At 31.3% G+C, this 22,704-nt stretch carries 24 protein-coding genes; all 24 read left to right on the top strand.

Annotated elements, in window-relative coordinates; all coding sequences use genetic code 11:
* Positions 1-34: 34 nt before the first annotated feature.
* The 24 genes from asnB (at position 35) to C245_RS23545 (ending at position 22,631) form a co-directional block, all read left to right on the top strand.
* Positions 35-1,843 (top strand): asparagine synthase (glutamine-hydrolyzing), encoded by a 1,809-nt coding sequence (asnB, locus tag C245_RS0102340; protein WP_017494982.1) that lies wholly within the window; start codon positions 35-37, stop codon positions 1,841-1,843.
* On the top strand, positions 1,840-2,355 hold the full coding sequence (locus tag C245_RS0102335; protein WP_017494981.1) for a DapH/DapD/GlmU-related protein: 516 nt from the start codon (positions 1,840-1,842) through the stop codon (positions 2,353-2,355). The genes asnB and C245_RS0102335 overlap by 4 nt, the downstream gene beginning before the upstream one ends.
* A gap of 5 nt (positions 2,356-2,360) precedes the next feature.
* Positions 2,361-3,554, top strand: coding sequence for an EpsG family protein (locus C245_RS0102330; RefSeq protein ID WP_017494980.1), 1,194 nt, complete (start codon positions 2,361-2,363; stop codon positions 3,552-3,554).
* A gap of 42 nt (positions 3,555-3,596) precedes the next feature.
* Positions 3,597-4,688 (top strand): glycosyltransferase, encoded by a 1,092-nt coding sequence (locus tag C245_RS0102325; protein WP_017494979.1) that lies wholly within the window; start codon positions 3,597-3,599, stop codon positions 4,686-4,688.
* Between the two features lie 9 nt (positions 4,689-4,697).
* Complete coding sequence (locus tag C245_RS0102320; RefSeq protein ID WP_017494978.1) at positions 4,698-5,840, top strand: glycosyltransferase family 4 protein; 1,143 nt, start codon at positions 4,698-4,700, stop codon at positions 5,838-5,840.
* Positions 5,841-5,929: 89 nt separating this feature from the next.
* A complete protein-coding gene (locus C245_RS0102315) occupies positions 5,930-6,778 on the top strand; it encodes a glycosyltransferase family 2 protein (protein WP_017494977.1) in 849 nt (282 codons plus the stop codon).
* Positions 6,775-7,374 carry a DapH/DapD/GlmU-related protein gene (locus C245_RS24670; protein WP_017494976.1) on the top strand — a complete coding sequence of 200 codons (600 nt, stop codon included), beginning with the start codon at positions 6,775-6,777 and terminating at the stop codon, positions 7,372-7,374. Before C245_RS0102315 ends, C245_RS24670 begins: the two co-directional genes overlap by 4 nt.
* Positions 7,375-7,437: 63 nt before the next feature.
* On the top strand, positions 7,438-8,361 hold the full coding sequence (locus tag C245_RS0102305) for a glycosyltransferase (protein WP_017494975.1): 924 nt from the start codon (positions 7,438-7,440) through the stop codon (positions 8,359-8,361).
* The gene (locus C245_RS0102300) at positions 8,361-8,963 is read left to right on the top strand and encodes a sugar transferase (RefSeq protein ID WP_026109816.1); all 603 of its coding nucleotides are present in this window, start codon (positions 8,361-8,363) and stop codon (positions 8,961-8,963) included. The genes C245_RS0102305 and C245_RS0102300 overlap by 1 nt, the downstream gene beginning before the upstream one ends.
* A gap of 10 nt (positions 8,964-8,973) precedes the next feature.
* A complete protein-coding gene (locus tag C245_RS0102295; protein ID WP_017494973.1) occupies positions 8,974-9,615 on the top strand; it encodes an acetyltransferase in 642 nt (213 codons plus the stop codon).
* Positions 9,616-9,628: 13 nt separating this feature from the next.
* Entirely contained in the window at positions 9,629-9,853 is a 225-nt protein-coding gene (locus C245_RS0102290; RefSeq protein ID WP_017494972.1) for a hypothetical protein, read from the top strand.
* A gap of 2 nt (positions 9,854-9,855) precedes the next feature.
* Positions 9,856-10,908 (top strand): 3-oxoacyl-ACP synthase III family protein, encoded by a 1,053-nt coding sequence (locus C245_RS0102285; RefSeq protein WP_017494971.1) that lies wholly within the window; start codon positions 9,856-9,858, stop codon positions 10,906-10,908.
* 2 nt (positions 10,909-10,910) lie between these two features.
* The gene (locus C245_RS0102280; RefSeq protein ID WP_017494970.1) at positions 10,911-11,303 is read left to right on the top strand and encodes a VOC family protein; all 393 of its coding nucleotides are present in this window, start codon (positions 10,911-10,913) and stop codon (positions 11,301-11,303) included.
* A complete protein-coding gene (locus tag C245_RS0102275) occupies positions 11,303-12,886 on the top strand; it encodes an HAD family hydrolase (protein WP_017494969.1) in 1,584 nt (527 codons plus the stop codon). The genes C245_RS0102280 and C245_RS0102275 overlap by 1 nt, the downstream gene beginning before the upstream one ends.
* Before the next feature lie 3 nt (positions 12,887-12,889).
* Entirely contained in the window at positions 12,890-13,108 is a 219-nt protein-coding gene (locus C245_RS0102270; protein WP_017494968.1) for an acyl carrier protein, read from the top strand.
* Between the two features lie 4 nt (positions 13,109-13,112).
* Entirely contained in the window at positions 13,113-13,865 is a 753-nt protein-coding gene (locus C245_RS0102265; protein ID WP_017494967.1) for an SDR family NAD(P)-dependent oxidoreductase, read from the top strand.
* A gap of 9 nt (positions 13,866-13,874) precedes the next feature.
* Positions 13,875-15,014, top strand: a complete 1,140-nt coding sequence (locus C245_RS0102260) for a DegT/DnrJ/EryC1/StrS aminotransferase family protein (RefSeq protein WP_017494966.1) — start codon at positions 13,875-13,877, stop codon at positions 15,012-15,014.
* Between the two features lie 34 nt (positions 15,015-15,048).
* On the top strand, positions 15,049-15,597 hold the full coding sequence (gene rfbC / locus C245_RS0102255) for a dTDP-4-dehydrorhamnose 3,5-epimerase (protein ID WP_017494965.1): 549 nt from the start codon (positions 15,049-15,051) through the stop codon (positions 15,595-15,597).
* Complete coding sequence (gene rfbD, locus C245_RS0102250) at positions 15,597-16,442, top strand: dTDP-4-dehydrorhamnose reductase (RefSeq protein ID WP_017494964.1); 846 nt, start codon at positions 15,597-15,599, stop codon at positions 16,440-16,442. The genes rfbC and rfbD overlap by 1 nt, the downstream gene beginning before the upstream one ends.
* 52 nt (positions 16,443-16,494) lie before the next feature.
* On the top strand, positions 16,495-17,379 hold the full coding sequence (gene rfbA, locus C245_RS0102245; RefSeq protein WP_017494963.1) for a glucose-1-phosphate thymidylyltransferase RfbA: 885 nt from the start codon (positions 16,495-16,497) through the stop codon (positions 17,377-17,379).
* 84 nt (positions 17,380-17,463) lie between these two features.
* Positions 17,464-19,434, top strand: coding sequence for a nucleoside-diphosphate sugar epimerase/dehydratase (locus C245_RS0102240; protein WP_026109815.1), 1,971 nt, complete (start codon positions 17,464-17,466; stop codon positions 19,432-19,434).
* A gap of 203 nt (positions 19,435-19,637) precedes the next feature.
* Positions 19,638-20,501 (top strand): ABC transporter permease, encoded by an 864-nt coding sequence (locus tag C245_RS0102235; protein WP_017494961.1) that lies wholly within the window; start codon positions 19,638-19,640, stop codon positions 20,499-20,501.
* A gap of 3 nt (positions 20,502-20,504) precedes the next feature.
* Positions 20,505-21,806: an ABC transporter ATP-binding protein gene (locus tag C245_RS0102230; protein ID WP_017494960.1), complete on the top strand. Its 1,302-nt coding sequence runs from the start codon at positions 20,505-20,507 to the stop codon at positions 21,804-21,806.
* 3 nt (positions 21,807-21,809) lie between these two features.
* Positions 21,810-22,631: a glycosyltransferase family 10 domain-containing protein gene (locus C245_RS23545; protein ID WP_017494959.1), complete on the top strand. Its 822-nt coding sequence runs from the start codon at positions 21,810-21,812 to the stop codon at positions 22,629-22,631.
* Positions 22,632-22,704 lie beyond the last annotated feature (73 nt).

Below are 22,704 nucleotides of genomic sequence, written 5' to 3'. Positions count from 1 at the left end.
TTGATTATTCACTAAAATAAGTAGCTAATTAACTATGTGTGGTATATATATAACAAATATCCCTTTCGAAAAGGAGGAGGTTGTCAATAAATTAAAATCGATTGAATTTAGAGGTCCTGATAATTTAGGTTATGAGAGAGTAGGAGATATTTCGCTCGGACACTTAAGATTATCTATTTTAGATCTGGATGGTAGATCTAACCAGCCCATGACTTATGAACATCTCCATATCGTCTTTAATGGAGAGATTTATAATTTTCCCGATATTAAAGATGAATTAGCTGCTTTAGGGTATCAGTTCCATACTAAAAGTGATACAGAAGTTTTACTTTGTGGATATAAGGAGTGGGGCGCAGAGATCGTTTTAAAATTGAACGGAATGTTTGCTTTTTCTATTTATGACGTTGTCCAAAATAAGATTTTTTGCGCTAGAGATAGAACGGGTGTTAAACCCTTTTTTTATTTTTGGAAAGATGGTAAGTTTGAAATATGTAGTCAATTACGACCATTAATTAATTCCGAAAGTAAAATATCAGAAGAAGCAATTTCTATGTATTTGGATTGTGGTTATGTCCCTAGTCCTTTTTCTATATTAGAAGATGTCTACAAATTGCCACCAGGAAATACAATGTTAATTGATTTGAAGAATCAAACAAAAACAGTTGCTGAATATTGGAATTTAAGGCCTGTAGTTTTAAGCACGATTTCCTATGATGAGGCCAAAAAACAATTGCATCAACTTTTAATTGATGCAGTTAAAATTAGACTTCAATCCGATGTTCCAATAGGGACATTTCTTTCAGGAGGAATAGATTCTGCCTTAGTGTCTAGTATTGCAGCAAAGTTATCAAAAGAGTCGATAAATACTTTTACTATTGGATTTGAGGATATTCAATTTGATGAAAGTAAAGTAGCCGCTCAGTTTGCTGAAATTATTGGAACGAATCACACAGAAACAATTTGTGGACCAAAAGACGGATTGAAGATGTTAGAGAAACTAATAGAAGTTTATGACGAACCTTTTGCGGATAGTTCAGCCTTACCTTCTTTACTTCTCAATTCGGTAACCAAAAAACATGTAACAGTTGCTTTGTCAGGAGATGGTGGAGATGAAAGTTTTTTGGGCTATGTAAATTTTGATATGCTGAATCGTTTTAACAAAGTTAAAAAGGTTCCTTTTTTTATTAGAAATTTTTTTGCATTGTTTTATAATGAAGATATAATTAAACTTCAACCTGCGACCATTAATTCTTTACTGAGAACGAAATCAAGTGATGATTATAGTTGGGGAATATTTACAACTTTTGATAGTATTCAAAAAAAACGAGATACGAAGTGGTTTGATAATTATAGTAGTTTTAGATATTTGGCAAAAGACTGTATTCAAAAAATGGCTGATTTAAACATTAAATTGTGGCTAGAGAATGATAGTAATACGAAGGTAGATAGGGCAAGTATGGCTTATTCGGTTGAGGTGAGGAGCCCTTTTTTAGATTACAGAATAATTGAATTCGCGAGAACATTACCTGTTTCTTATAGGTATGACCAAGGGATAAAGAAGAAAATTTTAAGAGATATATTATCAGAATACATACCCGAAGAAGTTTTTAATCAGCCCAAGAAAGGATTTGCAATACCCTTGCACGAGTGGATTAGAAATGATTTGAAACAGGAAGTGATTTCAGAATTATCAGATGATTTTTTACACAAAGTTCCAAACTTGGATGTTCTTAAATTCAAAAAACAACTAAGGCTTCATTTGGAGAACAAAATGGATTATACATTTAATATATGGAAGTTATTTATTTTAGCAAAATGGTATAAAAATATAGGAATTTTATGATTCTGTTTATTAAGAGGTTATATAGGAAGTTTTTTTGGTCGGATGAAAAGTATGCGAGATACGTTGGAGTTAAAATCGGGGATAGCTGTTCTATTGCTACAAGGTTTTTTGGTTCAGAGCCTTATTTAATTACGATCGGTAATCATGTTCAAATAACTAATGATGTTCGGTTTGCAACACATGGTGCTGGATGGGTTTTGAGGATGAAATATCCTGATTTTGACTGTTTTGGAAAAATAGTAGTTGGAGATAATGTTTACATTGGTAATTGTGCATTAATTATGCCAGGAGTTACCATTGGCGATAATGTAATTATAGGTGCAGGTTCTGTAGTTACTAAGAGTATTGCTAACGGAATGATTGTGGGAGGTAATCCAGCTAGAGTAATCAGTAATATCACTGATTTTGAAAAAAAAATGATTCCTTTTAATACAAAAACTAAAGGTCGCGATTCTATTGAAAAGAAAAGGATATTATCGGATATGGATGAAGAAAAGTTTTTAAAGAAATAAAGAAGATGTGGAAAAAATCTGATTTATTAAATATGACCATATTTGTAATCTCCCCATTTATGGCTATTCCAACAATTTTACTTGGGATTATAAATAAATCAAAGTTTTCATTGCAGTTATTGGTATTATTGTTTGGAGTTGTAAGTTATATTTATATTCCTAATCTATCTGACGACAGAGCAAGATATTTTGAATTTTATAGGGATTTTAGTGATAGTTCATTTCTAGAATTGTTTGGTTATTTAATGTTGACAGGACAGGATTTTATTTTGCAATGCATGTTTTATTTTGCTTCACAAATTAGTTTACCTGCTCAATATGTTTTTGCGTTCACAACAATTATAACAATGAGTTTGATTTTTTCAGTGTATTATAAAATTACTAAAAATCAAGGTGTAACTACAGTTGAACTCAGATCCTTTTCTTTTTTAATTTTATGTTGTTCGATTCCGTATATTGACCTGCTATCAGGAACCCGCTTTATGTTTGCAGCATCTTTTGTATTAATGGGATTTTATATGGGTCTCGTTGAAAGAAAGTTTTTTTCTTTGCTTCTATTGCTTGTTGCCGCTTTTATTCATTTTAGTACACTAGTTTTTATTCCTATTTTTATAGTTTTATTTGTTTTCCCAAATAATGATAAATTCTATAAAATCGTGTTTTTAATTTCACTTCTTTTTATGCTGATTCCTCAAGAAGTGATTAACTCAATATTCAACACTTTTGGTTTTTCAGGGGGGCTAGGTGCAAAGAAAGAGGCATATCTGGAAGGGGAGGATTTTGTAAAAAAAGCTTTAGAAGAATCTTATCTTTCACGGATAGGTAATTTTTTAAATTTACTTTGGATTTTTGGAAATTATTTTTATCTAATCCTAACAAACAACAGGAATGATGTTTTAAGGAGGATGGTTTTATTTACAGCAACCGTTATTAATGTATTTTACTCAGTACCAACTGTTTTTTTTAGATACGCAATTATTTTAAAATTTTTATTTGTATTTGTATTGATTTTTGATCTGTATAAATATAAGAAGAAGTTACCTGCATACGGTTTTGTTGCAATACTGAGCTGTCTTTGGTTTCTTCAAGTAATAGGTGGTTTGCCTAATATTGTATCTACTTTTTCTAAAAAAGAGAATTTTTTTTTAGCTTCTATACTTGCTGATGCTCCTATGAGTGAAAAGGATTTTTTAGAGTAAAAGTATTTTATATAATAGTTTACGTGTAAGTTATAAAAGTTAATGAAGAAAACCATATTTGTTGTTGCATCTCTTGATTCCGGAGGAATTGAAAATTATTTGTTGCGTTTTTTACGTTTTTTTGAAAATAAAATAGAGCCTACTGTTATATGTAGAGGGAACCATTTTGGTGAGCTTGAAAGCGAATATCGAAAAATAAGCAACATTAATCTTGTTAAAATGGATTTGACAAGATTTGAAATTAAGAATTATTATAAGTTTTATTCTTTTCTTAAGGATAGTAAAGCGGATAGTTTTGTAGATTTTACGGGAAGTTATGCTGGTGTTTTAATGTTGCTAGCAAATATGGCAGGAATAAAGATACGTAATCTATTCTATAGAGGCTCAAGTCATGATTTTGAACCAACATTTCTAAAAACCTTATATGTTGATTCCCTGAAAGTTTTAGGCAAATTAAATGCAACTAAAATTTTATCAAATTCAAATTCCGCACTTGATTTTTATTTTCCTAAGCGTAATTTGAACGATCTAAAATTTAAAGTCATTTACAATGGTATTGATGCCACAAAAATGATTGGCAATAAATATAATAAATGTGACTTCGGGATACCATCAGATGGTTTTATCATAGGGCACACTGGTAGATACAATAGAGCAAAAAACCATGAAACAATCATTAAAGTAGCCGAAAGGATTTGTGTTAAATACGATAATATTTATTTCGTACTATGCGGTAAAAACACAGATGTTTACTTGGCGAAGCAAATTGAGGATAGTGATGTTTTAAAGAGGAAGGTTAAATTACTTGGCTATAGAGATGACGTGCCTAGTATACTGACAATTTTCGATTTATATTTTTTTCCCTCAATTACTGAGGGACAACCTAATGCATTAATCGAAGCTATGGTCTCAGGATTACCAATAATTGCATCTAATATCGGTCCAATTATTGAAACTGTTCCTGAGGTACTCCATAATGAATTAGTAAACCCATTAGATGTTGATTGTTTTTGTAATCTCATTGAAGAGTATTATGTAAATAATTTGAAAAGAAGTAATTCTAATTTCTCTGAATGGGCAATTAAGAGGTTTTCTTCAAGTGAATTGTTTAATGAATTTTTTATGGAATTGTAATAAAAAGTTATGAAAACGATCGTTCATATTATAGATACATTGTGTGTAGGTGGTAGAGAGAATTCAGTAGTTGATATATGCAATCATTTAGATAAAAGAAAATACAAAGTGTTTATTGTTACTTTGACTAATGATTTTAATGATTTGGAATATAGAATAAATTCAGATGTGGCTTTTTTTTCTCTTCCTTTTAAGCATGATCAATTGGTTGGTTTTAAGGTGATTCCTTCATTTTTGAAAGCCGTTGGGAGTTTATCTAATCTGCTCAATTCAATATCACCGGATATAATTCATACTCATTCCTATCTTCATAGATTACTAATTCAGAATGTAGCAATAAAAAGAGTCAAAAATATCGTAAAGTGTTTTCACACAGTACATACTTCGGGGATGTACTATAATTCAGATAAGTATTTGGATCAGTTTAAGTTTTTATTTGAAAAATTTACAATTGGATTGATAAAACCTTCTTTGATTGGGATTTCTGATGTTGTGCAAAAAAATAACGTCAAGTTATACAAGAATCAGTCGAAGATTTCAAAGTATATACCGAATGGTGTCGATTTAGAAATTTATAATAGAAATATTTATAATATAAAAGCATCTAGTTTTGGTTTCAGTGAAAAAGACGTTATTATTACTTATGTAGCAAGATTTTGTGAGGGAAAGAATCATATTACATTATTGAAAGCAATAAAAATAGTTGTCGAAAAATATCCTTTTGCGAAGCTGGTTTTGGCAGGAGATGGAGAAATTAGAAAAGATATTGAGGCCTTTTTGATTAAAAACGAATTGACCCAAAATGTATTTTTGTTAGGGTCCATAAATAACGTTGCTGAACTGTTGTCCATTTCTACGTTTTGTGTTTTTCCTTCAGAATTTGAAGGTTTTTCATTAACACTAATTGAAAAAATGGCAATGGGATTACCAGTAGTAGCGGCAGATAATGATAGTTTTAAAAGTCTAATTACTCATAAAGAAAATGGATTGCTGTTTTCTATGTTTGATGAAGTTGCTTTAGCGACGTGTGTTTTTGAATTAATAGAGGATAAGGTACTCTATGATAAAATTGCAACAAATAGTGTGGCTTTTTCGGAGAATTTTTCTTTAAATAGAATTGTTTCTGTTTACGAAGACTATTATGAGAATTAATAGTATATAACGATTAATAGGGTTTGACTTAAGATGAGTAATAGGTTCAACTATTTGGGTTTTTTATTCGTTTTTCTAGTAAAGATAATATGGAAATTAAGGTGAGTTTGGTCGTGTCTACCTATGGTAGATATGAAGAATTAAAAGAATTATTTGATAGTTTATTAAAACAGGATTATAGCAGAGAAAATTTTGAAGTAATAGTAATTGATCAAAACGATGTAATTGATTTGTCTCCACTTATAGCTCACTATAAGGCAGATTTAATCTTGAATCATTATAAAACGGATGTAAAAGGTCTTTCTAAGGCAAAGAATAAAGGAGTAGAACTGGCTAGAGGAGAGATAATTACTTTTCCTGATGATGATTGTGCTTTCTATCCAAATACTATTTCAAGTGCTTTGACTTTTTTTGAGAACAATTCAACTGTGGATATTGTTTTTGGTAGTGTATTGTATGGAAACTTATATAAAAATGACCAATTAGAGGTAGCAAGTAAGTCCTTGAAATTAAATTCATTTAATTTTAGTTTTTATTATTCAGCAATTACTTGTTTTACACGAATTAAAGCAATAAAATTTGATGAAAATTATGGAGTTGGTTCAAAAATAGCATCAGGAGAGGAGTTTGATTATGTTATTAATTCTATTAATAGAAATTATAACGTATATTACTGTTCATTGATTCAAGTTTGGCATCCTATATTAGGAGTTTCGACAATGCCTAATGAAAAAGTATATAAATATGCTTATGGCTATGCAGCGATTATTCGTAAAAATTTGAATTTCAGTCTTTTTGTTTTGTTGTTGTTTTCATTTTCTTATCAATTATTGCGTTTTTTTCTAAATCTCCAGAATAAATCTAGAAAAAAATACTTATTGGCTATGAGCGGGCGTTTAGATGGTTTTTTTAATAACAAGATTAAAATATTCAAATGATAGGTTACACGAAAACTTATGGATTTTTGGGTTTTTTTCGTTTAATAAGAGATAAAATTTTTACAATTTTATTTTTTCCAAAGGCGAGAATAGTTAGACTTCCTGTCTATATTCGTGGTAAAAGTGGAATAATTGGAGGAAAAAACTTAACTACTGGGATTAATTTAAGAATCGATATTATTAATTCAAAGGAGAAGAAAAGCTTCCTTAGTATCGGAAATAATGTTCAAATTAATGATTATGTTCATATAGGGGTTTCAAATGGTGTAACAATAGGAGATAATACATTAATAGCTTCAAAAGTATTTATTTCAGATCATAATCATGGGAATTACAGCGGTGAAAACCAAAGTAGTCCGTATGAAAAACCAATCTCTAGAATTCTGGAATCGAAAGAAGTTAAGATTGGAAAAAATGTTTGGATTGGGGAATTTGTTTCGATTTTACCGGGCGTAACCGTAGGAGACGGAGCGATAATCGGTGCAATGAGTGTCGTTACAAAAGATGTTCCTTCAAATTCAATAGTTGTTGGTTCTCCAGCTAAGGTTATTAAAGTTTATAATGAAAAGGAAAAGAAATGGGAGTCAATAAAATAGTTTTGGGACGAAGATTATTTGAACAAAAAATCAATTAGATTAGAAATATACGTTTTTTATTTTATGAAAGTTTTAATAATATTAGCCTCGTACAATGGAGAGAAGTATGTAAAAGAGCAGTTGGATTCCATATTGTCTCAAGAGGCAGTGCAGGTGCATATAATGGTCTTTGATGATGTAAGTAAAGATGCCACTGTAGAAATTGTGAATTCATTTAAAGATGATGAACGCATTAATTTAATTGTAAATGATTTTCCAACAGGAAGTGCCGCAAATAATTTTTTAGGAGCAATTAAATATTTGGACAAAGATTTTATAAAAAAATACGACTATGTATCATTTGCCGATCAGGATGATATCTGGTTACCAAGAAAAATAATATCTGCCGTAGAGATGCTTACTAATGAAAAGGCTAGTTTATATTTGTCTAATTTAATTTTATGGGATGAAAAAACGAATAAAAAATCATTAATAAAAAAGTGTTATCCGCCCAAAAAGTATGATTTTTTATTTGAAGGAGGAAGTGCGGGATGTACATATGTTTTTACAAGTAAATTTGCTGCAGATCTGAAAATTTACCTAAATAAAGTTGATTATAATAATTGGAAATTTTTCTCGCACGATTGGTTTATATATTTTTTTGCGAGAATTAATAATTATAAGATATCGATTGATAGTAATGCTTTTATTTTATATCGAATTCACGCAGATAACGTTCATGGTCAATTAAATACTAGTTCTGTTTACGCAATTAAAGAAAGACTTAGATTAATAAAAGCAGGCTGGTATTTTAAACAAATAAAAGGGTTTTTGAAATTAGTGCCTGAGGATTCTGAGTATAGAAAAATCTATTATTTATATTCAAAAAATTATTTTACAAGATTGTTCGTCGTTTTTAGATATAATTTTCAATTAATGAGAAGTAAAAATAAAATGATTCAGTTTGCTATATTAAGTTTATTGCCAATTAAAATTGAAAAAAAATAATGTATAAAATTTTTAAGCCTATTATAGATATTTGTGTTGCATTGATTCTATTGATATGTAGCTTACCGATATTTTTGATATTGACATTATGTTTGATGGTTACAAATAGTGGGAAACCTTTTTTTACTCAGAGAAGACCTGGCAAAAATGGTAAAATATTTAAAATTACCAAGTTTAAAACAATGAGTGACAAAGTTGACTCAAAAGGAGTTTTGTTATCAGATAGCGAAAGATTAACAAAAGTTGGTTTATTTGTCAGAAAAACTTCTTTAGATGAAATTCCTCAGTTATTAAATGTTTTGAAGGGTGACATGAGTTTAATTGGTCCGAGACCGTTGTTGCCCGAATATTTGCCATTATATAGCGATTTTCAAAAGCAACGTCATAATGTAAAGCCTGGTATAACTGGCTGGGCACAGATAAACGGAAGAAATTCTATCAGTTGGGAGGACAAGTTCAAATTTGATGTTTTTTATGTGAATAATGTTTCGTTTTTATTAGATTTAAAAATAGTATTTTTGACAATTAAGAAAGTACTTGTTCGTGAAGGTATTTCAGCAGAAGGACAAGTTACAATCGAGGCTTTTAATGGAAATAATTGATTAAAAAATAATGAAAAGAATTGCCATAATTGGTGCAGGTGGATTTGGCCAGGAAGTTTATTGTATTTGGAGAGATATGTTACTTTCAGATGCTGAAGAATATGAGTTTATTGGTTTTTTTGATGATAATTTTAATATTAAAGCGAATAGATTTGGTAAAGTAATAGGAGGTATAAATGACCTAAATGAAATTGAATACGAGCTTAATGTCGCAATAGCAATTGGTAATCCTAATGTTATTAAAAATATTAAAGAAAATATTAAAAATCCGTTGGTAAAATTTCCGAATGTGATACATCCTTCTGTTAAATTTTTGGATAGAAGTTCTGTATTGTTAGGGAAAGGGAATATTTTTTCTTTAGAGGCATTGATTAGTTGTAACGTTACAGTTGGTGATTTCAATATATTTAATACAAGGGCAACACTAGGGCATGATGTTTCAGTTGGTCAGTTTAATGTGTTTAGTCCTAATGTTCAAATATCCGGAAATGTTAAAATGGAAGATTGTAATTTTTTCGGGTTTAATTGTGGGGTTATACAAGGAAGAAAAATAGGAGATAATAATATTATAGGGGCCGGTGCTATTCTTTTACGATCCATTAGAGATACTGGAACTTATATAGGGGTCCCTGCTATAAAAATGAAATTGTAATAAAAAAAATAACATGGAAGAGAATAAATTTATTGAAGACTTTGCTACAATTTTTGATGATACGGAAGCATCAGAACTTACGATGGAAACGGAATTTAAAAATTTAGATGAATGGGGATCTTTGGTCGCTCTAGGATTGCTTGCGGTAATGGATGAGGAATATGATGCTGAATTATCTAGTAAAGATATTGAAAGATCTAATACCATAAGAGATATTTATAATATAGTAAAAGGTTAAGTATGGCATATATACACATACCCAACGTTGCTATTAGAGGGATCTCAGCTTGTGTCCCTAAAAATGTTGTGAAAAATGAAAGTTTGGGAGAGATCTTTCCTGAAGAGGAATTAAAAAAAGTAATTGATTCAGTAGGTATCATTGAACGTAGAATTGTGGATAAGGATATTTGTGCTTCGGATTTATGTTTTCATGCTGCTGAAAAATTATTCAATGATTTAGACATAGATAGAGATTCAATAGATGTTTTGATTTTCATGTCACAGACTTCAGATTTTAGAATTCCTGCTACAGCACCTATCTTACAACATAGGCTTGGACTAAGTAAAAATTCTATCTGCTTTGATGTTTCTTTAGCATGTAGTGGATATGTTTATGCACTTACTACAGCTTTTACTTACTTGAATTTACCAAATATTAATAGAGTATTGTTGTTGGATGGTGAGACTTTTTCTAAAATTGTTAATCCTAAGGATAAGACAAATGCACTTTTATATGGTGATGCCGGGACAGCGACACTTTTAGAGAAACAAGATGGAGAAGGATTTAAGGCGGTTTTACATACAGATGGAGAAGGATGGAATGCCGTTGGTGTAACAGGTGGTGGCTGTAGAAATCCCTTCAAAGAAGAGAGTTTGGTAGAAAAACAGCGTGAAGACGGTAGTATAGGAAACGAGTTGGAGGTTCATATGGATGGTGTTGAAGTTTTTAATTTTACCTTACGTGTTGTTCCAAAAAGTATAAAAGAACTTTTGGAAAAAACGGAAACGAATATTTCGGATTATGGCTCCATAGTTTTTCATCAGGCAAATAAGTTTATGATTGAATTTTTTGCTAAAAAAATGAAGTATGATATGGCTAATGTTCCAATCAGCCTAGATAAATTTGGAAATACAAGTTCTGCAACAATTCCATTAACAATTGTTAGTGAGTTAAAGAATAGAAGTTCAATAAATAAAAAAGTTCTAATGTGCGGATTTGGTGCAGGCCTTTCTTGGGCAACTGCATCTATTGACTTATCGGACACATTTATAAGTGATTTAATTGAAGTGTGAATATGAGAGTACATCATTATGGAGTAGCAACAAAATCTATAAGCAAAAGTGTTAAGGCCTTTGCTACTTTGGGTTATTCAGAATGTTCAGAGGTAATTTTTGATCCTTTGCAAGGAGTTAATTTATTATTCTTAAAGAATGAAAATGATCATTTAATTGAGTTAGTTGAACCAGCAGTGGCCGAAAATCCAGTGTCGAAGATTTTAGCTAAATCAGGCTCTTCTCTATATCATATCTGTTATGAAGTAGACAATATTGATGAAAAGATCGAAGAGTTAAAAAAACAACGTTTTGTACAGATAATACCACCAACGCCGGCCGTTGCTTTTGATGGAAGAAAAATCTGTTTTTTTTATAATCCTACTTTAGGACTAATTGAATTGTTAGAAAAATAATGAAGAATTTTGTTTATAGAAATTATACTGTAGAATATCTGTTTAACAGTTCTACAGAATTTAGTGGATATGGAGATGTCTCTTTGCCTTCACAAGAATATAGTAATATAGTATTGTTTTATCAAATAGATCCAAGTAAAACTCCAGAAATGCAGATAGGAGAAATAGAAGAGATTAAATCAAAAATCTCGCTATTAACTAATTTGATTAAGGGAAGTAGAGTTGTGATATTTACTTTACAGGTTAATTATCAGAACAACTGGCAAATTAAACATGTTGAATTGTCTGATGCAATCCATAACTTCAATAGTTTGTTTTTAAAAGAGATAGGTGCTCTTAAATCAAATGTGAAAGTTGTAGAAATTAATCAATTCTTTGAAAATCAAGTTTCGGATAAGATAGATTGGAGATTTCTTTTTACATCTCAAATGATTGTAAATCCAAAGCTTGCAAAACCTTTTAAAAAATGGTTTGCCCTTCAATTAGAGTTTATTAGCTTAAAACGCAAGAAATGTATTGTGTTGGATTGTGATAATACCTTATGGGGGGGAGTAGTAGGTGAAGACGGCGTGCATGGAGTTAAGCTAGGTCAAGATTATCCGGGAAATGCATTTAAAAGTTTTCAGGAGTTATTATATGCTCTTTCTAAGAAAGGAGTACTTTTAGTGGTTTGCAGTAAGAATAATTTAGAAGATGTACAGGAACTTTGGAATAATAACAGTAATAATTTAATTAATGATACTGTTCTTTCTGCATATCGGATTAATTGGCAAAATAAAGCTGAAAATATTAAATCAATAGCAGAAGAATTAAATATTGGTACTGACAGTTTCGTATTTATTGATGATAATCCAGTTGAAAGAGGGCTAGTAAAAGATCTTTTACCGGAAGTTGAAGTGCCGGACTTTCCAGATAAACCATATGAATTGGTAGATTTCTTTTGGAAAGTTTACAATGAGTTTTTCTCAACATTTGAATTATCTAGTGAAGATCTAAAAAAGACGGAGCAATACAAAGAGAACTTTTTTAGAAATGAAAGTAAGAGGGTTTTTGAAAATATCGATGACTATTTGGCAAGTTTGAATATTGTTGTAGATATATTCGCAGCTAATGATAGTAATATTACAAGATTAGCCCAAATGACTCAGAAAACAAATCAGTTTAATTTGAGAACACAACGTTACACGGAAGAAGATTTAATGTTTAAGATCAATAAGGGGAGTTATATTTATTGTGCAAATGTAAAAGATAAATATGGAGATAATGGTATTACAATAGCCTGTGTAATAGATGAAGAGGAAGATCATTTATTCTTAGATTCCTATTTGCTTAGCTGTCGTATATTAGGGAGAGAGATTGAGAGAATAACATTATTGAGCATCATTAGAAAAGTGGTTACTATAACAAATAAGCCTTTAAGAGCAGAGTTTATACCTTCAAGTAAAAATGTTATGACAAAGGACTTTTTGGATAAAGTTGGCTTTATATTGGAAGATGAAAAAGATAATGGAATAAAAAAATATTTGTTTAGTCAAAAACAAGAAATAGAAATCAAAGAATATTACACACTAAATTTCAATTAAGAGATGAAAGAAAAAATAAAAGAAATAATGTCAGAAGTTTTTGAATTGCCTTTGAATGAGTTCCCTGAGGAAATTACACAAGCCAATATCGATAAGTGGGATTCATTGGGGCATTTAAATTTGATAGTTGAATTGGAAGATGTATTTGATAAGTCTTTTGAGCCAGAAGAAATTGGGGAAATGACTACTCTAGATAAGATTATAGAATTTATTCAAAAATAAAGCAATGAGTTTAGCTGAAAAAAAAATTCTTATTATTGGTGCCTCTTCTGGAATTGGGAGAGCGGCAGCGATTGATCTTTCTAAAAAAGGAGCTCAACTTGTTTTAATTGCACGCTCAGAAGATAAACTTAAAGAAGTTGTGGCATTGTGTGAAGGAGAGGGACATACTTATTTTTCGCTAGATGTTAAAGATGAAAATGCTCTTGAAGCGGCAATTAGCAGTTCAGCAAAAGAAACAGGGATACCATTTACAAGTTTTGTATATTCGGCAGGCATGGAAGGAACTATTCCTTTAAAATTTGCAAAAACTGAGTTTTTAGAAGATATTCTTAAGGTTAATACTATACCGGCATTGTTAATTACAAAAATTCTTCAAAAAAAAGGAAATTTTTCATTAGAAGGGGGATCCCTGGTATTTGTAAGTTCTGTAATGGGGAGTTTAGGACAACCTGCAAAAGCTGCTTATTGTATGTCAAAAGGAGGTTTAATTGCGGCTTCAAAAGCTTTAGCTTTAGAACTGGCTTCAAAAAAAATACGTGTAAACTGTATTTCGCCTGGTATGGTTGAAACTGAAATGTCTTCAAAGATTCTTGATTCTATCAGTGATGAAAATGTAAACGAAATAAAAAAAATGCATCCATTAGGAATAGGAGAAGTTGGGGATATTGTCAACGGGATCGAATTTCTAGTTTCGGACAACTCAAAATGGATCACAGGAATAGATTTACTGATTGATGGAGGATATAGCGCTCAATAAATTTAAGGTATGATTAATGAAAAAATATGGCTTTCTTCACCACATATGGGAGGAACAGAGCTAAATTATGTGCAAGAAGCTTTTGAGACTAATTGGATAGCGCCTTTAGGTCCTAACGTAAACTGTTTCGAAAAAGATTTAGAAAATTATTTGGATGAGGAAGTTTATGTAGGTGCACTTAGTTCTGGGACATCAGCCATTCATTTGGGTTTGATTTTGTTAGGAGTTAAATCAGGAGATGAGGTCATCTGTCAAACGATGACTTTTTCAGCATCAGCCAATCCTATAATGTATTTAGGAGCGACTCCTGTCTTTGTTGATAGTGAGTCTACTACCTGGAATTTGTGCCCAAAAGCATTAGAAAGTGCAATTTTGGACCGTATTTCGAAAGGTAAAAAACCTAAAGCTATTATTGGGGTACATCTTTATGGAATGCCATATAAAGTTGATGAAATTCAGGCTGTTGCAGACAAATACAGTATTCCAGTTCTTGAAGACAGCGCAGAAGCTTTGGGAAGTTGCTATAAGAATCAAAAATGTGGGACTTTAGGAGAAATCGGTGTACTTTCATTTAACGGGAATAAGATTATAACAACTTCAGGAGGAGGAGCAATTGTTACTAAAAATCAAAAGATCAAAGATAAAGCAGTATTTCTTTCAACTCAAGCACGTGATAATGCGCCTCATTATCAGCACAGTGAAGTAGGTTATAACTATAGGATGAGTAATGTTTGCGCTGGAATTGGTCGCGGGCAAATGGAGGTTTTAGATGTTCACGTAAAACTTAGAAGAGAGATGCATACTTTTTATGCTGATTATTTTAAAAGTTTAAATGGCGTAACAGTTTTAACGGAACCAAATAATAATTATTTTTCAAATCATTGGTTATCTGTAATCACGATTGATAAGGAGATAAACGGAGGTAAAACAAGGGAAGATTTAAGGTTGGCTCTTGAAGAAGCTAATATAGAGAGTCGACCACTTTGGAAGCCAATGCATTTGCAACCAGTTTTTGCATCATTTCCATATTATGGAGGTAAAATTGCTGAAGATTTATTTGAAAACGGCCTATGTTTGCCCTCAGGATCTAACTTGAGTTATGACGATAGAAAAAGAATTAAAAATGTATTAGACGTTTTTTTTAAGTAAAGAACATTTAAATAAAATAGCTTTATATTTTAGTATGAAGATTGAGAAAACATTTATAGAAGATTTAGTGATTGTGGAGCCAACTGTTTTTGGCGATGATAGAGGTTATTTTTTTGAATCCTACAGTAAAACAAAATTTAATGATTTAGGAATTGATATTGATTTTGTTCAGGATAATCAATCTTTTTCTAAAAAAGGGACTTTGCGCGGGTTACATTATCAGAATCCACCTTTTGCGCAAACAAAATTGATACGTGTTTTAGAAGGTGAAATTATTGATGTCGCTGTAGATTTAAGAAAAGATTCTTCTACTTACAGGAAATCATTTGCAGTTTTATTGTCAGCTGAAAATAAAAAGCAATTGTTAGTGCCACAAGGCTTTGCCCATGGGTTTTCAGTCATAAGCGAGACAGCTTCAGTAATGTATAAATGTGATCAGTTTTATAATAAAGACTCTGAAGGTGGAGTAAAATATGATGATCCATTATTGAATATCAATTGGGGGATAAATTTAGATGAGGCAATAGTTTCTGAAAAAGATCAAGCTCTACCTTTTATTGATAATTGTAATAGCTTGTTTTAATGAAAAAGGTATTGGTAACAGGAGCGAGTGGACAATTAGGATCTGAACTAAAGGTTTTATCAAAAAGATATTCAAAATTTGATTGGATTTTTGCGGACAGAACTGTAATTACTTTGGATGACTTAGGGGGGCTCAAAGGGCAATTAGATGGAATTAAGCCTGATGTTATCTTAAATTGTGGTGCTTATACAGCAGTTGATAAAGCCGAAATTGAAAAAGAAAAAGCTTTTCTGGTAAATCATCTAGCCGTTGGAGTAATTGCAAAATATTGTGCAAACAATAAGATAAAATTAATTCATATTTCAACAGATTATGTTTTTGATGGAAAGACACATGTAGCTTTAAATGAAGAAGCAGAAACAAATCCGATAAATATTTATGGAGCTAGCAAGAGAGAAGGTGAAATTACTTGTTTGAAAGAGAATCCAAATTCTATAATTATAAGAACTTCTTGGGTGTATAGTAAATTTGGAAATAACTTTGTTAAAACAATGCAACGCTTGATGCAAGAAAAAGAGGAGATTAATGTGGTAAACGATCAAATCGGTTCTCCTACATATGCTGCTGACCTTGCTGAAGCAATTATTAAAATTTTTGAATCTGTAGACTGGATTGCGGGAATTTACAATTACTCTAATGAAGGAGAAATAAGTTGGTATGAGTTTGCACTGGCTATTAAAGATATTGGATCATATAATTGTAATGTTAGGGGGATACCATCAGAATCATATCCGACACCGGCTAAACGACCTCAATTTTCATTGTTAGATAAGAAAAAAATTAAGAATACCTATAATCTGGATATACCGTATTATAAAGAGAGTTTAAGAAAAATGTTTACTTAATTGAAAGACAATTTTGTTTTAGTGTTTCATCTAAAATTAAAAATTAAAAATTATGAAAGGAATTATATTAGCTGGAGGCTCGGGTACTCGTTTACATCCTTTGACACTTGCGATGAGTAAACAAATGATGCCGGTATATGATAAACCAATGATTTATTATCCATTGTCGACTTTGATGATGTCTGGTATAAATGAAATATTGATAATTTCTACGCCTCATGATTTGCCAAATTTCAAGAAACTATTAGGAGATGGATCTGCTTTAGGTTGTAAATTTAGTTATGCAGAACAGATAATTCCTAATGGATTAGCACAAGCTTTTGTGATTGGAGAAGAGTTTATTGGAAATGATGATGTAGCTTTAATATTAGGGGATAATATTTTTTTTGGGTCTAATATGCAAGAGCTTTTAAAATCCAATACAAAGCCTAATGGTGGGGTTGTTTTTGCTTATCATGTTTCGGATCCTGAACGATATGGAGTTGTAGAGTTTGATGACAACCTAAAAGCGATTTCAATTGAAGAGAAGCCAGAAGATCCAAAATCAAATTATGCAGTGCCCGGATTGTATTTTTATGATAATTCTGTTGTTGAGATAGCAAAAAAAATTCAGCCGAGTGCCCGTGGTGAGTACGAAATCACGGATGTGAATAAAGTTTATTTAGAAAAAAAAGCTTTAAAAGTTGGGATTTTAAGTAGAGGTACAGCTTGGCTTGATACAGGGACTTTTAATAGTTTGATGCAGGCTGGTCAATTTGTTCAGGTTCTGGAAGAAAGACAAGGTTTAAAAGTGGGATGTATAGAAGAGATAGCATGGAGGCAAGGATTTATTAATGATGCGCAACTTGAAGAATTAGCTTTGCCTTTGGTGAAATCGGGATACGGAACTTATTTAATAGAATTTTTAAAACAAAAGAAAAAAGGTGCTAAAATCTAATTTAGCACAAGAAATGATTTTTTAAGACCTTTAATTTGTATTTTTGCAAGTCTTACAGAGTTTATAGAATTAAACTGAACAAAATTGGATACTGATAAATCAACCAAAATAGCCTCTATATTGCATAACTCTTTCTCACCAAGAAATTTGCGAGCTAGTATTAATAACCTAAGTTATTTGCCTAGGTGGATCATTGTTGCCATAGATATAATGGTACTGATTTTCTCGTTTACTTTTACCTATATGCTGTTTGAAGGGACGGCATTAGGTTATATTATTACCTCTCATCAGTCTTTTTTTGTCTCGAGTTTAATAGGTATTAATATATTTTTCTTTTGGTTGTTTAGAACATACTCTGGTATTATACGACACTCTTCATATATCGACGCTATAAAATTGTTGTTTTCTCAAATGTCAGTTTTGGTTTTTTTCTTGTTTTTTAATTTAGTTTTTGAACTATATACAGGACATAAAGCGTTTTTAAACACTGCTCTTTTTATTAATTTGGTATTGTCATTCTGTGGATTGTTTTTATATCGTGTGATCGTAAAGCAGACATTTGAATTGTATTTCTCTGAAAAAACAACCACAAAGTTAATCCGAACTGTAATTTATGGAACAGATGCCAATGCAATTTCTGTTGCCAATGCGTTGAAGTTTGAAACTCCTTCGAGATTTAAAATTGTTGGATTTGTTGACAAAAACAATCAGAATGCATCTAAGCGAATGTTGGATCTGCCGATTTTGATTTTAAGAAAAAAATTACCGGCCTTAATGCGTTCTGTAGCTGCAGAAGGTGTTATTATTGCTGATAAAAGTTTATCCAAAGACGAACAATTAATTATTGTAGACCAGTGTTTAGAGTTCAATTATAGAGTATACACAGTTCCCTTGATTTCGGATTGGGAGAACCAAAAAGAGATTTCTCAAAAAGTAAAAAATATTCAGATTGAAGATTTATTAGAAAGAAAACCTATTGTTCTCGACAGTAAGTCAATTTCGAAACAATTAAAAGACAAAACAGTTCTTATTACTGGTGCGGCAGGATCTATAGGGAGTGAAATTGTTAGACAAGTTCTAGGTTTTAATCCCAAAATGGTTGTTATTTTGGATCATGCCGAAACGCCGCTTCATAATTTGTGTTTGGAAACCGCAACATTTGGTTCCGAATCAAAAATTATAGCTGTAGTTGCTGATGTTAGAAGTAAAAAAGCGTTGGAAAAAGTTTTCAAAAATTATAATCCGCATGTTGTTTTTCATGCCGCTGCATATAAGCATGTTCCATTAATGGAAGAAAATCCGGCACAGGCTATTCATACCAATATTAAAGGAACTAAGAATTTAGCAGATTTATCCTGTAAGTATCATGTGAAGAAGTTTGTCATGGTTTCTACAGATAAGGCTGTGAATCCTAGTAATGTAATGGGAGCGAGTAAACGAATCGCTGAAAAATATGTTCAATCTTTATTCCTGAAAAATCAGAGAGAGAATGGTGGTGAGAGTGTAACCAAATTTATCACAACACGTTTTGGTAATGTACTAGGTTCAAATGGATCAGTAGTTCCTTTGTTTACGAAACAGATTGCAGAAGGTGGTCCGGTCACAATAACGCATCAGGATATTATTCGCTATTTTATGACTATTCCTGAAGCTTGCCAGTTAGTTCTAGAAGCCGGGGCAATGGGAAATGGAGGCGAGATTTATATTTTCGATATGGGTAAACCTGTGAAGATTATTGATCTGGCTAAGAAAATGATTAAACTTGCTGGTTTTATTCCTGATAAAGAAATAAAGATTAAAGTCGTTGGTCTTAGACCTGGAGAGAAGCTTTATGAAGAGTTGTTAAATGATACTTCTAAAACTTTACCAACGTATCACAATAAAATTATGATCGCTCAGGAAATTCAGGACGAGTATGAGAATCTGCATATCGAGATTGATGAACTTATAGGCATAGCTGATTTTTATGATAATGAAGATATTGTAGCCAAAATGAAGAAAATTGTTCCTGAATTTAAAAGCATGAATTCCACTTTTGAAGTTCTGGACAAATAAATTGACTTTATTTGAATTAGGATTTAATTTTAAGATATTAAAAGGTGTTTTTTTAAAAACGCCTTTTTTGCTTTTTTGAACGTTTTTAATAGCATAATAATCCTGTTAATTATCTATGATTAGACGTAATTAAAGGAAAAATTGAGTTTTAGAAAATAGTTTTATCAAAAATTTAGCTGCAATGTGTTTGTAACAATTATTAAATGAACAACAATAGCCCCAATGATTGGTTGTTTGAAATAACACCTAAAAATAAGTTCTTCTCGTTAAACTTAAAAGAAGTTTGGCAGTATCGTGACTTATTATTTCTTTTCGTAAAACGTGACGTAATCACGGTTTATAAGCAAACTGTTTTAGGCCCGCTTTGGTACCTGATTCAGCCATTGTTTACTTCAATAACTTTTACAATAATATTTAATAATGTTGCTGGGATTAAAACAGGAGCGGTTCCTCCATTTTTATTTAATCTGGCGGGAATAACAGTTTGGAATTATTTTACTGCTTGTCTTACCGGGACATCAGACACTTTTAAGGCAAATGCTGCGATTTTTGGAAAAGTATATTTTCCCAGAATCATTACTCCTCTGTCCGTTGTAATTTCAAATCTTGTAAAGTTTGGAATACAATTTTTAATTTTTATTGGATTCTATATTTTCTACTATTTTCAGGGAGCAGATTTAAGTTTAAACGGTCTTGTTTTATTTTTTCCTGTTTTAATAATCATAATGGGGATTTTAGGATTAGGTCTCGGAATGCTTATCTCAGCGATGGTAACAAAATATCGTGACTTTAGTCATTTAATTGGTTTTGGTATACAATTATTGATGTATTTGTCAGCGGTAATGTATCCTATGGAACTTATTAAAGATAAATTACCGTCTTATGGCTGGCTTGTTGTATATAATCCATTAGCTTATATTATAGAAACTGCCCGCTTCATGTTATTAAATGTAGGTGATATTTCGGTTTTGGGATTGACTTATACTTTAATTGTAACTATAACAGTATTTTTTATCGGATTACTGGTTTTTAATAGAACGGAGAAAAGCTTTATAGATACAGTTTAATTAATGATTTATCATTCACAATTGGAAAAAGATATAATATTAAAGGCCGAAAGCATTTCTAAACAATATCGTTTAGGACAAGTAGGTACTGGAACCTTAAGTCATGACATTAATCGTTGGTGGCATAAGATTAGAGGTAAAGAGAATCCTTATTTAAAAATTGGGGATACAAATGATCGTTCCACAAAAGGAAATTCAGATTATGTCTGGGCACTGCAAGACATTAATTTTGAAGTTGAACGAGGAGAAGTTCTCGGAATTATTGGTAAAAACGGAGCAGGAAAATCAACACTTTTAAAGATACTTTCAAAAGTAACAGCTCCAACTACCGGAAGTGTCAAATCTCGTGGTCGTATTGCTTCACTTCTTGAAGTGGGAACTGGTTTCAATGGAGAAATGACCGGAAGAGAAAATATTTTTCTAAATGGTGCCATTCTTGGAATGACCAAAAAAGAAATTTCTTCTAAGCTTGATGAAATTATAGAATTTTCAGGTTGTGAACGTTATATAGATACGCCTGTAAAAAGATATAGCTCCGGAATGACCGTTCGTTTAGCTTTTGCGGTAGCGGCATTTTTGGAACCCGAAATTTTGGTAGTTGATGAGGTTTTGGCAGTTGGAGATGCCGAATTTCAAAAGAAGGCAATTGGTAAAATGCAGGATATTTCAAAAGGTGAAGGGCGTACCGTTTTATTTGTGAGCCATAATATGGCAGCTGTAAAGAGTTTGTGTACTAGAGGAATCGTACTCGAAAATGGCAAAATTAAATTTAATGGAGATATTGATGAGGCGTTAGATGTTTATTCAAATAATGGTAATTCTACTGATCATACTGTTGTTTTTGATTCAGATACAAAACGAACTGGCAGCAGAAATATAGAGTTTATCGCTGTAGAGATAAGAGATCAAAACCAAAAGCTAAATCATGAGTTCTCTATTGGAGATGATTTAATTATTAAATTCAAACTACAAAACAATACAAACGAAGCAAAATCTGAAGTCGGAATCCAGATAAGATCTTCAGACGAAATGCCTATTTTTCATATTATGGGGAGAGATTCAAATTTTGAATTAACCCATGTAGAAAAACAAGAAGAGTATGTTGTAAGTATAAAAGACATAAGACTTTTTCCCGGGATGTATACCATTAGCTTTACAAGTAATACTACAACGGGACACCAGATATTTGACTGTATTGAAAATGCATTGTCTTTTCAAATTATAGATGGAGGAAAATATACCATTAGAAGTTTGCCAAGAGCAGCCGGTCTTTTCTTTTTAAATCCGGAATGGAAAAAATTGTAAATAATGAAAATAGTTAAGCTAACATTTAATTACGATTGGCCTCTTTTTAGACAAACTCCAAATTTCTCTCAGATCTGGGGAGACTATAAGTTTGTTATTGATGATAATCTGAAAGAGTGTGATTTTTGGATTGTATATACCGATTACAAAATAAAAACAGAGATTGTAAAGTGTGATCCCGAAAATGTAATTTTTATTCCGGGAGAATGTTACAATACAAGTCCTAAGTTTACTCAAAAATTCTTAGACCAATTTGGTACAATTATTACGGTACAAAAAGAGTTAAAACATAGAAATATTATTTATTCACATAATGCAAATCCTTGGTTTATAGGGAAATCATACGATGAATTAAATTCTTTAGAGACACCGGATAAAACAAAATTAATTTCAGTTGTCTCTTCTAATAAAGCTTTTACTGAAGGGCATCGAAAAAGAGTTGATTTTGTTAAAAAGCTCAAAGAGTATTTTGGAGATCAGTTAGACGTTTATGGACGTGGGATAGCAGATTTTGAAGATAAATGGGATGTTTTGGCTAATTACAAATATTCAATAGCTATAGAAAATGATTATTGTGACGATTGGGTCACCGAAAAATTCTTTGATTGTTTATACGCTCATACATTACCATTTTATTACGGCTGTCCTAATTTAGGAAGTATAGTTAATAAAGAATCTTTTATCCGGATTAACATAGATGATTTTGAATCCAGTGTAAAAATAATTGAGTCCGCGATTAAAGAAAATGAATTTGAAAAAAGATTGGAATTGATTAAAAAAGAGTCAATTGATAGTCTTCATCGCGATAATTTTTTCCTTTTTTAGTTAAAATTTTGGATGATAAAAACATTCTTTCTAAAAAGAGATTTGTGAAAATAAAATCTGATTTTGAGATAAA

The sequence above is a fragment of the Flavobacterium sp. WG21 genome, assembly GCF_000335775.1.
Classification (GTDB): Bacteria; Bacteroidota; Bacteroidia; order Flavobacteriales; family Flavobacteriaceae; genus Flavobacterium; species Flavobacterium tructae.
The sequence above is the reverse complement of the archived record's forward strand: the minus strand, read 5'-3'. Positions and strand labels throughout refer to the sequence as shown.

What these genes read in the sequence shown, in the direction of transcription:
- C245_RS0102325 (WP_017494979.1), top strand. Translation starts at nt 3,597, where the DNA reads ATGAAGAAAACCATATTTGTTGTTGCATCTCTTGATTCCGGAGGAATT.
- C245_RS0102315 (WP_017494977.1), top strand. Translation starts at nt 5,930, where the DNA reads ATGGAAATTAAGGTGAGTTTGGTCGTGTCTACCTATGGTAGATATGAA.
- C245_RS0102330 (WP_017494980.1), top strand. Translation starts at nt 2,361, where the DNA reads ATGTGGAAAAAATCTGATTTATTAAATATGACCATATTTGTAATCTCC.
- C245_RS0102320 (WP_017494978.1), top strand. Translation starts at nt 4,698, where the DNA reads ATGAAAACGATCGTTCATATTATAGATACATTGTGTGTAGGTGGTAGA.
- C245_RS0102280 (WP_017494970.1), top strand. Translation starts at nt 10,911, where the DNA reads ATGAGAGTACATCATTATGGAGTAGCAACAAAATCTATAAGCAAAAGT.
- C245_RS0102290 (WP_017494972.1), top strand. Translation starts at nt 9,629, where the DNA reads ATGGAAGAGAATAAATTTATTGAAGACTTTGCTACAATTTTTGATGAT.
- rfbC (WP_017494965.1), top strand. Translation starts at nt 15,049, where the DNA reads ATGAAGATTGAGAAAACATTTATAGAAGATTTAGTGATTGTGGAGCCA.
- rfbD (WP_017494964.1), top strand. Translation starts at nt 15,597, where the DNA reads ATGAAAAAGGTATTGGTAACAGGAGCGAGTGGACAATTAGGATCTGAA.
- C245_RS0102285 (WP_017494971.1), top strand. Translation starts at nt 9,856, where the DNA reads ATGGCATATATACACATACCCAACGTTGCTATTAGAGGGATCTCAGCT.
- C245_RS0102235 (WP_017494961.1), top strand. Translation starts at nt 19,638, where the DNA reads ATGAACAACAATAGCCCCAATGATTGGTTGTTTGAAATAACACCTAAA.
- C245_RS0102275 (WP_017494969.1), top strand. Translation starts at nt 11,303, where the DNA reads ATGAAGAATTTTGTTTATAGAAATTATACTGTAGAATATCTGTTTAAC.
- C245_RS0102265 (WP_017494967.1), top strand. Translation starts at nt 13,113, where the DNA reads ATGAGTTTAGCTGAAAAAAAAATTCTTATTATTGGTGCCTCTTCTGGA.
- C245_RS0102335 (WP_017494981.1), top strand. Translation starts at nt 1,840, where the DNA reads ATGATTCTGTTTATTAAGAGGTTATATAGGAAGTTTTTTTGGTCGGAT.
- C245_RS23545 (WP_017494959.1), top strand. Translation starts at nt 21,810, where the DNA reads ATGAAAATAGTTAAGCTAACATTTAATTACGATTGGCCTCTTTTTAGA.
- C245_RS0102300 (WP_026109816.1), top strand. Translation starts at nt 8,361, where the DNA reads ATGTATAAAATTTTTAAGCCTATTATAGATATTTGTGTTGCATTGATT.
- C245_RS0102305 (WP_017494975.1), top strand. Translation starts at nt 7,438, where the DNA reads ATGAAAGTTTTAATAATATTAGCCTCGTACAATGGAGAGAAGTATGTA.
- rfbA (WP_017494963.1), top strand. Translation starts at nt 16,495, where the DNA reads ATGAAAGGAATTATATTAGCTGGAGGCTCGGGTACTCGTTTACATCCT.
- C245_RS0102270 (WP_017494968.1), top strand. Translation starts at nt 12,890, where the DNA reads ATGAAAGAAAAAATAAAAGAAATAATGTCAGAAGTTTTTGAATTGCCT.
- C245_RS24670 (WP_017494976.1), top strand. Translation starts at nt 6,775, where the DNA reads ATGATAGGTTACACGAAAACTTATGGATTTTTGGGTTTTTTTCGTTTA.
- C245_RS0102295 (WP_017494973.1), top strand. Translation starts at nt 8,974, where the DNA reads ATGAAAAGAATTGCCATAATTGGTGCAGGTGGATTTGGCCAGGAAGTT.
- asnB (WP_017494982.1), top strand. Translation starts at nt 35, where the DNA reads ATGTGTGGTATATATATAACAAATATCCCTTTCGAAAAGGAGGAGGTT.
- C245_RS0102230 (WP_017494960.1), top strand. Translation starts at nt 20,505, where the DNA reads ATGATTTATCATTCACAATTGGAAAAAGATATAATATTAAAGGCCGAA.
- C245_RS0102260 (WP_017494966.1), top strand. Translation starts at nt 13,875, where the DNA reads ATGATTAATGAAAAAATATGGCTTTCTTCACCACATATGGGAGGAACA.